The sequence below is a fragment of the Amycolatopsis sp. NPDC051106 genome (assembly GCF_040682775.1).
Taxonomy (GTDB): domain Bacteria; phylum Actinomycetota; class Actinomycetes; order Mycobacteriales; family Pseudonocardiaceae; genus Amycolatopsis.
On record NZ_JBFBBQ010000025.1, the window covers coordinates 1 to 11,686 of the forward strand.

Below are 11,686 nucleotides of genomic sequence, written 5' to 3' on the forward strand. Positions count from 1 at the left end.
GGGCCGGTGCCGGCCGGGATGCTGGCGGGCGGCGTGCTGCTCGGCGGCGCCGCGGCCGCGGTCGCCCTCGGCGGCATGGCGCACTACCCCGACGAAGAGCTGAGCACGGCCCTGATGCCGACGGCGGGCTCCGCCGGCGGCGGCGGGTCGTCGGGCGGGTCGTCCTGCTCGAGTTCGTCGTCGTGCAGCAGCGGCTCTTCCTGCGGCGGCGGCTCGTCGTGCGGCGGAGGTGGCTGCGGTGGGTGAGCTCGGCATCGGGATCGGCTGGCGGCACGAGCTCGACCTGTCCATCGCCCGCCTGCCCGGCGTCGACTGGGTGGAGGTGGTCGCCGAGAACCTGCACGCCGACCACCTCCCGGAGACGCTGGACGCGCTGCGCAAGCGGGGCATGCCGGTGCTGCCGCACGCCGTGTCCTTGTCGTTGGGCGGAGCGGAACCGCTCGACACCGGGCGCGTCCAGCACCTCGCGGAGATCGCGCGGGCCCTGGACGCGCCGCTGGTCAGCGACCACGTGTGCTTCGTGCGCGCGGGCGGGCTCGACTCGGGTCACCTGATGCCGCTCCCCCGCACCCGTGAGGCGCTGGACGTGCTGGTGGCCAACGTCCGGCTCGCGCAGTCCATCGTGGACGTCCCGTTCGCGCTGGAGAACATCGCGGCGGTGCTGGACTGGCCCGGCGCGGAGCTGACCGAAGAGCAGTTCCTCACCGAGCTGACCGAGCGGACGGACTGCCGGCTGATCATCGACGTCGCGAACCTCTACGCCAACGCCCGCAACATCGGCACGGACCCGGCGGCGTTCCTCGACGGCATCCCGTGGGAGCGGCTGGCGTACGTGCACATGGCGGGCGGCATCGAGCGCGACGGCGTCTACCACGACACCCACGCGCACCCGGTGCTGCCGGAGGTCCTGGCGCTGCTGACCGAGCTGCGCCGCCGGACGGACCCACCGGGAGTGCTGCTGGAACGCGACGACGACTACCCGGCCGACGACGAGCTGGCGGCGGAGCTGGCAGCGTTGCGCGCGGCGGTGACGGTGTGAGCCGCGCGGATTTGGCGGCCCAGCAGGCCTCGTTGCTCCGGGCATTGCTGGCTGACGGGCCGGCGCCGGCGGGTTTCGACGCTTCGCGGCTTCGCGTGGAGGCGGACGTGTTGCGCCGCAAGCATGGGCGGGTGCTGGCTTATCAGCGGCCTGAGCTGGCGGAGGCGCTTGGGGAGCGGTTCGGGCCGTTGTTCGCGGAGTTCAACGCTTCGCGGCCCAAGCGGGATACCGAGCGGTCGGGGGCTTACGCGGATGCTTTCGTGACGTGGTTGATCGCGGAAGGGCACTTGCCGAAGCCCAAGCGGGGGTTGGTTTCCCGCCTTCGGCGCCGCTGAGGTCGCCGCGGTGGGTGCCTGGATGTCTTGAATGACTCATTCATGGCGTCGGACGAGGTGAATGAGTCATTCACGGCATCGCTTCCCGCCCGCCTCCGCCGCTTGTCCACACCCCGGCAAGGCTGCGTCAGAACCCGCCTGCGTCAGGGAGTCCAAGTCGGTTTGTCGACACCCGGCACCCGCGTCCCGAAGTCCCAATGTGGCTCCGCGCCCGGCAACCCGCCCGCCATCCGGACCCGCGTCAGCCGGCCGTAACCGCTGTCCACGTCCTCCAGCAAGTCACCGAACTCGACGTCCGCACCAGCAGGATCCTTGCGGCCCAACGAATCCAGCCACCGGCCCGTTCCCGCCAGCGAAAGTCGGACCCGCCACGTGCCGCCGTCGGTTACCTGGCGGTGCAATGCCGTCATCACCGCTGCCGCCGCGAGCCAGCCCGTTCCGTGGTCCAGGGCCTGGACCGGCAACGGCGCGGGGTCGCCCGAACCGTCCCAAGCGATGCCGTTCGACATCTGGACCAGGCTGTCGAACCCGCGCCGCCGGGCCCAGGGGCCTTCCCAGCCGTACGCGCTCAAGTCGGCGATCACCAGGCCCGGCCGCAGTTCGGCCAGCTCCGCGGGCCCGAAGCCGATGCGGGACAGCGCGCCCGGGCGGAACGACTGCACCAGCACGTCCGCCCGGCTGATCAGCTTCTTCAGCCGCGCGCGGCCGCCCTCGGTGTCCAGTGCCACGAACGTCGAACGCTTGCCCTGGCCGGTGTCACGCACCAGCGTCTCGACGCGCGGCAGGTGCGCCGCGCCGACGTGCAGCACGTCGGCGCCGTGCGCGGCCAGGACCCGGCCGGCCACCGGGCCGGCCAGCACGTGCGTCAGCTCCAGGATCCGGATACCGCCCAGCGGACGGTCCGAGTAGAACAACGTCCGCTTCGGCGCTTCGCCGATCGGCGCCAAGTCCACCAACGGCAGCGAAGCCACCGCCGAACCCTGCGGGTGCGCGGCCCAGTCCTCGGGCGAGCGCAGCTGGGCCGCCGCTCCCCCGGCCGACACGACGGCGTGCTCGACCTCGCGTGCGCCGCGTCCGGCGACCGCCTTTTCGACGGCCTCGCGCGTCCCCGGCACGCCGAGCCCCCAGCACACCGCCGCTTCGTGGCGCGGGTAGTTGCAGTGCAGGCGCACCCAGCCGTCGGCCGTGCGGTAGTTGCCCGACAGCGGCGCCCACACCGACTCCGGCGAAGCGCCCTCGACGCGCGAGAACCCTTCGCTCGCGAAAGCCGCCGCCGCGTGCCGCGTGTCGGCCGTGACGACGCCGGGGTCGATTTCGCGCAGCTTCAGCATTTCGCCGGCCGCCAGGGTCGCCGCCGCGACGGAGGCCGTCGCGGCGGCCGCCACCCGGTACGGGCCGGGCAGCACGTCTTCGGCGCCGGTCAGCTCGACCGGTCCCGGCGTCTCCCCGGTGAGGGTGTGCCAGACGCCGTCCAGGATCTCGCGCACTAGGGCAGGGCCGCGACGAGCTCGGCGGGCGGCACGCGCGTGCCGGTGTAGAACGGGATCTCCTCGCGCACGTGCAGCCGCGCCTCGGTGCCGCGCAGGTGGCGCATCAGGTCGACGATCCGGTGCAGCTCGTCGGCCTCGAAGGCCAGGATCCACTCGTAGTCGCCCAGCGCGAACGACGCGACGGTGTTGGCGCGCACGTCCGGGTAGTCGCGGGCTTCCTTGCCGTGGTCGGCGAGCATCTTGCGACGGTCGGCGTCCGGCAGCAGGTACCACTCGTAGGAGCGCACGAACGGGTAGACGCAGATGAACTTGCGCGCCTCTTCGCCGGCGAGGAACGCCGGGATGTGGCTCTTGTTGAACTCCGCGGGCCGGTGCAGCGCCGTCTGGCTCCAGACCGGCGTCGACGCGCGGCCGAGCGGCGTGCGGCGGAAGCCGGAGTAGGCCGCCTGGACCTGCTCGATCTCCTCGGCGTGCCACCAGATCATGAAGTCGGCGTCGGCGCGCAGGCCGGAAAGGTCGTAGACACCGCGGACGACGACACCCTTCGCCTCCAGGCCGTCGAGGTACTCGGTCGTCTCGCGACCGGCCGTCCCGCGGTCCTCGCCCAGCCGCCCGGGCTCGATCCGGAAGACCGACCAGGTGGTGTAGCGGATGGTGTCGTTGAGCTCGTTGTAGTTGACCCGCGCCATGCTTCCATCCTGTCACCGCGGCGACGCGGCCGCTGCCACGGGTCAGGTGAGAGCACTCACGAAGAGAGGTGCGCGGCGATCCGCTGGGCCGCCGCTTCGGCCGTGGCCACGCACGCCGGCAGCCCGACGCCGTGCAGGGTCGCGCCCGCCACCGCGAGCCCCGGCACCCCGGCGATCGCCTTCTCGATCCGCTCCACGCGCTCGAGGTGGCCCGTGCCGTACTGCGGCAGGCCGCCACCCCAGCGCGTCACCAGAGTCTCGATCGGCGCCGCCGTCACGCCCGTCAGCCGCGCCAGGTCGTCGCGGACCACGCGGACCAGCTCGACGTCGTCCGCCTGCAGCGCGCCCAGCTCGCCGAAGCGCCCGACCGAGCCGCGGACCAGCACCGGGCCGGTGCCGAAGTGCGCCCACTTCCGCGAAGAGAACGTGAACGCCTTCGCCGCGTACGGCACGCCCGAAGCGTCCCGTTCGCCCTGGCCGATGAGGATCCCCGAGGCGTCGGGCAGCCGCGTGCCGGGCGGCAGCGCCAGCGCCACCACGGCCATCGACGCCAGCTCGACCTCGCCGAACGCCGCCGAAGCCGCGGGCACCAGGTCGGCCAGCAGCCGCCGGGCCGAGGGCGCGGGCACCGCGAGCACCACCGCGTCGGCCTCGACCGTGTTGTCCGCGGGCGCGTGCGCGGTGGGGTTCGCGCCGATCCGGAGCCGCCAGCCGGTGCCGTGGCGGTCGATTTCGCAGACCGGCAGCCCGGTCCGCAGCTCGGCGCCGGACAGCTCGGTGAGCCGGTCGACCAGCGTGCCCAGGCCACCGGGCACGGTGCCGAACACCGGCGCCGACGACGGGTTCGCCGGTAGTTGCGCCTGGGCCGCCGCGGTCAGCGAACCGGCGCCCGCGGCCACCGCCGCGGCCAGGCCGGGCATGGTCGCGCGCAGGCCGAGGCCGTCCGCACCGCCCGCGTAGACGCCGCCGAGCAGCGGGTCGACGAGCCGGTCGACCAGCTCGTCGCCGAACCGCTCGCGCAGCAGCGGCCCGAGGGGAAGGTCACCGCCCGGCAGCCGCAGCGCGGGCAGCGACGGCTCGGCCTCGACGGCCCGCCGCCCCGCCTCCGACAGCACCCCGGCCACCGACTCCGCCGACGCCGGAACACCCATGACGGTGCCCGGCGGCAGGCCGGTCACCGCGCCACCGGCGTGGATCTTCGCGCGCGCCTTCGTCGGGTGCACGACGTCGAGCCCCAGCTCGCGGGCCAGCCCGAGCATCTCGGGACGGCGGACGAGGAAGGCCTCGGCGCCGACGTCGTACGGGACGCCGGCCAGCTCGGCCGTACGCAGCTTCCCGCCCGGTGTCTTCGTCTTCTCGAACACGACGATCTCGGCGTCGTCGCCGAGCAGCCGCCGCAACCGGTACGCCGCGGTCAGCCCGGAAACACCGCCGCCGACGACCGCGACGCGCTTCACAGCTCGTGCACCAGCCCGACGACGCGGGTCAGCACGTCGGGGTCGACGCCCGGCAGCACGCCGTGGCCGAGGTTGAAGATGTGGCCGTCGGCCGCCTTGCCCTCTTCGACGATCCGGCGGACCTCGGCTTCGAGGACCGGCCAGGACGCGTGCAGCAGCGCCGGGTCGAGATTGCCCTGCACCACGGCACGCCCGCCGAGGCGCCGCACCGCTTCGTCCAGGGGGATGCGCCAGTCGACGCCGACGACGTCCGCGCCCGCGTCGCGCATGGCGCCGAGGAGCTCGCCGGTGCCGACGCCGAAGTGGATCCGCGGCACGCCGTACGCGGCGACGCCGTCGAGGACCTTCGCCGAGTGCGGCAGCACGAACTCGCGGTAGTCCCGCTCCGACAGCGCGCCCGCCCAGGAGTCGAACAGCTGGATCGCGTCGACGCCGGCGTCGAGCTGGGCGCGCAGGAACGTCAGCGCGGTGTCGGCCAGGCGGCCGGCCAGCTCGTGCCACAGCGCCGGCTCCGAGTGCATCAGCGCCTTGGTGTGCTCGTGGTTGCGGCTCGGACCGCCCTCGATGAGGTAGCTGGCCAGGGTGAACGGTGCGCCGGCGAAGCCGATCAGCGGCGTCCCGCCGAGCCGCTCGACCAGCAGCCCGACGCCGTCGGCGACCTGGGCGACCTGGTCCGGCTCGAGCTCCGGCAGCGCCTTCACGGCGGCGAGGTCGCGCACCGGCGCTTCGACCACCGGGCCGGTGCCGGGGACGATGTCGATGTCGACCCCGGCGGCCTTGAGCGGCACGACGATGTCGCTGAAGAGGATGGCCGCGTCGACGTCGTGCCGGCGCACCGGCTGCAGCGTGATCTCGGCGAGCATCTCGGGGTCGAAACAGGCGTCGAGCATCGGAACGCCCTCGCGCAGCGCGCGGTACTCGGGCAGCGAGCGGCCGGCCTGGCGCATGAACCAGACCGGCGTGCGGGCCGGGCGTTCGCCGCGCGCGGCGGCCAGGAACGGGGCTTCGGGCAGCTCGCGGCGGCCGGACGGAACGGCTCGCTGCGGCAGGGGCGTGGTCGGAGACATCGCCGTCAATCGTGCCACGAGCCCGGTGGGGCTCTTCTCTCGGCGCGCCTGCGCCCGCAACGGGGCGTGTCCGCCCTAAAGTCGAAGCGTGACCGCGATGACGCCAGTGCCCGAACTCTTCCGTGAAGCAGTTGTGGCGCTGCAGTCGGTCCGGCCCCGCCGGGAGGTGCTGCTGGAGCCGATGCGGGCGCCGCAGCGGCTCGCGCCGTGGTCGTACGCGGTCAGCTGCGAGGTGGCCGGGCCCGCGGACGTATTGGCTTCGGGCCGGCTCGTCCTGCTGCACGACCCCGAAGGCCAAGAGGGCTGGGACGGCGTGCTGCGGCTGGTCATGTACGTGCGTGCGGAGCTGGACCGGGAACTGGCGGCGGATCCGTTCCTGCCGGCGGTCGGCTGGTCGTGGCTGACCGATGCCCTGGAGGTGTCGGGCGCGAGCTGGACGGCGCTGGGCGGCACGGTGACGGAGACGTCGTCGGCCCGCTTCGGCGACATCTCCGGCCCAGCGCGGACGGACGACCTGGAGCTGCGGGCGTCGTGGACGCCGACGGACGCCGGGCTGCTGCCGCACGGGCAGGCGTTCTGCCAGGTCATGGCCAGTGTCGTCGGGTTGCCGCCGGTCGGCGTGACGATGTTCGGACAGCGCCAGAGCTCCTGAATCCCGGCCCGAGACGGCTGCCGACGTCAGTCGTTCACCGCGCACCGGCGCCCCGGCAGCCAAGCCGGGCAACTTCGGCCAAACCCCCGACAGCGACGTCAGGAAAGGGTCGTTCACCGCGTGCGGCGTCCTGAATGGGTCGTTCATGACGTTCGGGGCCCCGGCTCTGCGGCCGTCCGGGCGATCGTCGGCAACGGCTCGGTAACAGCCCCACACCCCAGCCGGCGCCGGAGCCGTCCACTTGTACGGATGTGAGCAAATTTCACGTCCGTAGAACGCCGTCCAAACCAACGGGAACACCCGGTCGGCCCTCTCAGCGCGCCTCCGGCGGGCGGAACGTGCCGGCGAAGGCAATCCGATCCGGTCGCGCACCTCGACGTTCCTGAGGCGATTTCACGTCTTCGCCGGCACCCCCGTTCGTGGACGCCGCGCGGTCACGCACCGCTACAAGATCAATTCCCGGCGAACGGCCCGGAGATCACCGCCAATGGCCACGGACAGTCACCGTTCCGGCCTTGTAGAGGCTCGCGGAACCCGTTCCGCACTGATGATCATGTCCCGGCCGGAGGCACATTCCGGGCCGCCGGGACCCCCATCCGGCCCCTCGCCACTACGCGCACCGGCAGCTGCACGCCTCATCTGCACGGCCATTTGGGCGCCGGTAACTTCTTAGCATCGTGTTCGCTGGGCTATCCGTTAGCAACCGGCCGTGTACTAGCCCGATCGTGTTACTCCGAACCCACTGAGTGACTGTTCGTTTGAGATAGATACCCATTCGATCCCCCCGCAACGGCCTCAGGGCGGCTACAGTGCCTTCGACGACACCACTTTCGGTCTAAAGCTGGCGCGGCTGAACGGCCGAAGGTCCCGGTGCCGGTCGGGGGGCACGACCGACTCCAGGGAGGTAGTGACGTGGCTACCGTCGGCATTTCTCAGGCCGTCCGATCCACGCCAGCCGGTGCATTGCCGGCGAGCATGGTTCCGCACCCGCGGGAAGAGCTTTTTTCGGTACTGGTGGTCGACGACCACCCGCTGTTGAGGGAGGCAATCGCAGCAAGACTCGCACAGATGGGTGCGGGGACCGTCCACGAGGCCGCCACGGTGGCCGAGGCGAGGGCGCGAGCACAGGCCACTGGGCCTTGTGACCTGGCGATCCTCGATCTCGGACTGCCGGACGGCAGCGGCATCGAGCTGGTTACGGAACTCCGTAGCCACGGCTGGCCGCGCGTGGTCGTACTCGCATCCTCGGACGACCCGTACGCGGTCCGCTCGGCCTTCCAGGCCGGGGCCCAGGCGTACCTGCTGAAGTCCGCGTCGCCGGTCGTCGTGACCGATGGCGTGCGGCGTGTGCTCGAGGGCGGCGTCTACGCCGACCCGAGCGTGGCTCCGGTGCTGGCCACCGGGACCCGCGTCGCGGGCACCGACAACACCCCGCGCGAGCTCTCCGCTCGTGAGGTGGAGGTGCTCCAGCTGGTCGCCGACGGGCAATCCAACAAGGAGATCGGCGAGGAGCTTTCGCTCTCCGCTCTCACCGTCAAGTCCCACCTGTCCCGGATCGGGCGCAAGCTCGGCACGGGCGACCGGGCTCAGATGGTGGCGCTGGCCATGCGGGCCGGCGTGATCCGCTGACACAGGCGAACAGCCCTGCGGGGCGGGCGGACCAGGCGCGGTACGCCCGTCCCGTAGGGTCGTCGGTTATGGGAAGTGCAGAGGCCACCGGGATGGAGATCGAGTCCACGGGCGGCCCTGTGCTGCTACGCGAGCCCGTCGAGGGCACACCCCCGGTGGTCACCGATCGAGCCGCGCTGCTCGAAGCCTGTGCACGCCTCGCCGCGGGCACCGGCGCCGTCGCCGTCGACACCGAACGCGCGTCCGGCTACCGGTACTGGCCCAAGGCCTACCTCGTCCAGCTGCGGCGCGAGGGTTCCGGCACGGTCCTGATCGACCCGACCGAGCTGGACGACCTCACCCCGCTGAAGAACGTCCTCAACTCCCTGGAGTGGGTGCTGCACGCCGCCTCCCAGGACCTCCCCTGCCTCGCCGAGCTGGACCTGCACCCGGCGGCGCTGTTCGACACCGAACTGGCCGGCCGGCTGGCGGGTTACGAGCGCGTCGCGCTGGGGACCCTCGTCGAGCTGCTGCTGGGCTACACCCTCGAGAAGGGGCACAGCGCGGCCGACTGGTCGAAGCGGCCGCTGCCGGTCGACTGGCTCAACTACGCGGCCCTCGACGTCGAGCTGCTCATCCAGCTGCGCGAAAAGCTGGAGGCGGAGCTGGGCGCCCAGGGCAAGCTGGAGTGGGCGCAGCAGGAGTTCGAATTCGTGCGCACGGCTCCGCCCCCGGGTCCGCGGGCGGAGCCGTGGCGCCGGACGTCCGGCGTGCACAAGATCCGCAACCCGCGCGGTCTGGCGGCGGTCCGCGAGCTGTGGCAGGCGCGTGACGAGCTGGCCCGCAAACGCGACCGCGCGCCGAGCCGGATCCTGCCGGACAGCGCGATCATCAACGCGGTGACGGCCGACCCGAAGACGGTCGAGGAGCTCCAGGCGCTGCCGGTGTTCAGCGGCCGGGTCCAGCGCAAGTACACGGCGAGCTGGCTCCGGCACCTGCAGGCGGCTCGCGCGCTCCCGGCTTCCGAACTGCCGTCCCCGTCCCAGCCGACGGACGGCCCGCCCCCGGTGAACCGCTGGGCGGACAAGGACCCGGACGCGGCGGCCCGGCTGTCGGCCGCGCGCACGGCGCTGACGGCGATCGCGGAGGACCGGCGGCTGCCGGTGGAGAACCTCCTGCTGCCGGATCTGGTGCGCCGCACGTGCTGGCGTCCCCCGGCGGAGACGGACGAGGAGTCGGTGGCCGCGGTCCTCCGCGCGGGCGGCGCGCGGCCGTGGCAGATCGGGTTGACGGCCACGGCGTTGAGCAAGGCCCTCCAGACCACGGCTTCCTGATCCCGGGGGCTTGCGAGCGGACAGATCCGGGACATTTCCGGAGCACTCACCGGAACCGCCCGGACTCGGTCCCCCGCCTGCTCTAGGCTGCGCCGGAAAACGCCGCGACGCCGCCGAAGGTACCGATGACCGATTTCCTGGCCGATCAGCCCGCTGTCCAGTGCTTCCTCAGTTTCACCCATGAAGACGACAGTTTCCTCAATTTCGTTACGCCCCTGAAGAATTCGCTGGAGAAGTTCTGCGCCTCGGCGCACGGGCGCAAGATCGAAGTGTTCGTGGACCGCGAGAGCATCGGCTGGGGCGAGGACTGGCGGACCAAGATCCAGGACGGCATCAACGCCGCGATGGTGTTCATCCCGGTCATTTCGATGAACTACTTCTACGAGAGCGGCGCCTGCCGCGAAGAGCTCACCGCGTTCTACGCCAAAGCGAACGAGCTCGGGCTGACGCAGCTGATCCTGCCGCTGATCGTCCTGGGGCACGAGCTCATCACCGGGCAGAGCGACGACGCCAACATCCGGATCATCGAGAAGCTGCAGTACGTCGACATCAAGGACGCCGTGCTCGCCGGTTCCGGGACCGCCGAGTGGCGGCGGACCATGGCCGTGGTCGCGGACAAGCTGATCCTGGCCATCCGCTCCGCGGAAGCCGCGCTGGAAAAGCTGAAGAACTGCGACCAGCTCCTCCTCGACGGTTTCGTGCCGGAAGAGGACGGGCCCGGCCTCCAGGAATACAAGGAAAACCTCACGAAGATCGGCGAGCTCCTGGAACGGCAGCTCGACGCGATCAGCCACTCGCTGGACGAATTGGCGGAGGAAATGCGCCAGGTGACCGGGGAGGTCGCCGGGATGACACCCGAAGCCCTCAAGGCACGGGTCGTCCGGGCGGCCGACACCATCAGGCCGCCGGCGGTCACCATCCAGCAGGTCGGCACCGACTTCGAAGCCACCGTCGCCGAAACCGACTCCACGATCCGCTCGTACATGCGCCTGATGGACTCGCACATGACGCCGGAGCTGCTGGACCGGGCCCGCCGGGAGTACGACGAGTTCGTCGAGATGCTGAACGGCCTGATGGAGCTGGAAGCCCGGATCACCGAGTTCCTCACCCGGGTCCGGCCCCTCGAAGCGATCAACGCACCCCTGCGCGCGGCGATCCGGCCGCTGCGTGTCGGTGCCCAGTCGATCCAGCTGGGGATGCGCACGATGCGCGAGCTCTCCCGGATCATCAGCAACCTGCTGGCCGGCTGCCCCGCCCAGGTCGGCGGGCCGCCCCCGGTCCAGGCGCGCTGAAGGGCACCTTCAGCGGAACTGGTGAGCCGAAGGTCCCTTCAGCCGGTGAGCGTCGTCAGCAGGGTGTGGGCCTCGGCGCGCAGGTCGTCCGTCGGCTCCGGCAGGCCCGCCAGGCGGACCACTCCGTCGGCCCCCTCGCGCACGTGGGCCTCGACGTCGAGCGCCGGATCGTCCCGGCGGATCACCGCGATGCTCTCCACCAGGCCGAACACCAGGTCCGTCCGGATGCTCACCGCCGGGGGTGCGACTCCGGAAGCCGCCACCAGCTGCCCGTACGCCGCCTTCAGGTCCGCGCGCTCGGCGCGGAAGCGGGCCAGGTTGGGGGACGCCACCTCCGGCAGCAGGTACAGCGCGCCCAGGTTGTGGCGGGCGCCGCCGAGGAGGCGGATGTCCGCGTAGGCCAGCGCCCACAGCCGGACCGCCGCCGGGGACGAGTCCGCGACCAACCGCGCGGCCAGGTCCAGGGACGGGCGGACCGTCTCGGCCAGCAGGGCCGCGAGGATGTCTTCCTTGGCCGGGAAGTGGTAGTAGAGCGACGCCTGGCGCAGCCCCGCGCGCTCGGCGATCGCCCGGGTCGTCGTCGCCGCGTAGCCGGCTCCGGTGAACAGCTCGCCCGCCGCGTCGAGCACGGCCAGCCGCGCGTCCGGCCGGTTCGCCGCCGCGCCGCTCGCCCTGGGCCTGCCGACCCCCGCCCCTTTGACCACGCCGTGATCTTGCCAGGTC

At 72.1% G+C, this 11,686-nt stretch carries 11 protein-coding genes and 1 pseudogene; 7 read left to right on the forward strand and 5 right to left on the reverse strand.

Translation table 11 applies throughout. The features are described 5' to 3' along the window. The 3 genes and pseudogenes from AB0M83_RS20235 to AB0M83_RS20245 all read left to right on the forward strand — a co-directional run. Positions 1–246, forward strand: a pseudogene (locus AB0M83_RS20235) (TIGR04222 domain-containing membrane protein); the annotation flags it as partial. Continuing rightward, a complete protein-coding gene (locus AB0M83_RS20240) occupies positions 239–1,039 on the forward strand; it encodes a DUF692 domain-containing protein (RefSeq protein WP_364519107.1) in 801 nt (266 codons plus the stop codon). The pseudogene AB0M83_RS20235 and the gene AB0M83_RS20240, both read left to right, overlap by 8 nt. Beyond that, a complete protein-coding gene (locus tag AB0M83_RS20245) occupies positions 1,036–1,374 on the forward strand; it encodes a hypothetical protein (protein ID WP_364519109.1) in 339 nt (112 codons plus the stop codon). The genes AB0M83_RS20240 and AB0M83_RS20245 overlap by 4 nt, the downstream gene beginning before the upstream one ends. 143 nt (positions 1,375–1,517) lie before the next feature. Here AB0M83_RS20245 and AB0M83_RS20250 read toward each other — a convergent pair whose 3' ends face one another. From AB0M83_RS20250 to hemE, 4 genes are read right to left on the reverse strand one after another with little or no spacing between them, the layout of a single operon-like run. Then, positions 1,518–2,861, reverse strand: coding sequence for a CoA transferase (locus AB0M83_RS20250; protein ID WP_364519111.1), 1,344 nt, complete (start codon positions 2,859–2,861; stop codon positions 1,518–1,520). After that, a complete protein-coding gene (hemQ, locus tag AB0M83_RS20255; protein WP_364519113.1) occupies positions 2,861–3,553 on the reverse strand; it encodes a hydrogen peroxide-dependent heme synthase in 693 nt (230 codons plus the stop codon). The genes AB0M83_RS20250 and hemQ overlap by 1 nt, the downstream gene beginning before the upstream one ends. Before the next feature lie 56 nt (positions 3,554–3,609). Continuing rightward, positions 3,610–5,010 (reverse strand): protoporphyrinogen oxidase, encoded by a 1,401-nt coding sequence (hemG, locus tag AB0M83_RS20260; RefSeq protein WP_364519115.1) that lies wholly within the window; start codon positions 5,008–5,010, stop codon positions 3,610–3,612. Next, the gene (gene hemE / locus AB0M83_RS20265) at positions 5,007–6,077 is read right to left on the reverse strand and encodes a uroporphyrinogen decarboxylase (protein WP_364519117.1); all 1,071 of its coding nucleotides are present in this window, start codon (positions 6,075–6,077) and stop codon (positions 5,007–5,009) included. Before hemE ends, hemG begins: the two co-directional genes overlap by 4 nt. 88 nt (positions 6,078–6,165) lie before the next feature. Between hemE and AB0M83_RS20270 the strand changes: the two genes are divergently transcribed. From AB0M83_RS20270 to AB0M83_RS20285, 4 genes are all read left to right on the forward strand, one after another. Next, a complete protein-coding gene (locus tag AB0M83_RS20270) occupies positions 6,166–6,729 on the forward strand; it encodes a DUF3000 domain-containing protein (RefSeq protein WP_364519119.1) in 564 nt (187 codons plus the stop codon). A 912-nt stretch (positions 6,730–7,641) separates the two neighbouring features. Further along, the gene (locus AB0M83_RS20275) at positions 7,642–8,358 is read left to right on the forward strand and encodes a response regulator transcription factor (protein WP_033261886.1); all 717 of its coding nucleotides are present in this window, start codon (positions 7,642–7,644) and stop codon (positions 8,356–8,358) included. Between the two features lie 68 nt (positions 8,359–8,426). Then, entirely contained in the window at positions 8,427–9,671 is a 1,245-nt protein-coding gene (locus AB0M83_RS20280) for a ribonuclease D (RefSeq protein WP_364519121.1), read from the forward strand. Positions 9,672–9,796: 125 nt separating this feature from the next. Further along, positions 9,797–10,963, forward strand: a complete 1,167-nt coding sequence (locus AB0M83_RS20285) for a TIR domain-containing protein (RefSeq protein WP_364519123.1) — start codon at positions 9,797–9,799, stop codon at positions 10,961–10,963. A gap of 38 nt (positions 10,964–11,001) precedes the next feature. Here AB0M83_RS20285 and AB0M83_RS20290 read toward each other — a convergent pair whose 3' ends face one another. Continuing rightward, a complete protein-coding gene (locus AB0M83_RS20290) occupies positions 11,002–11,667 on the reverse strand; it encodes a helix-turn-helix domain-containing protein (protein WP_364519125.1) in 666 nt (221 codons plus the stop codon). Positions 11,668–11,686: the final 19 nt, after the last annotated feature.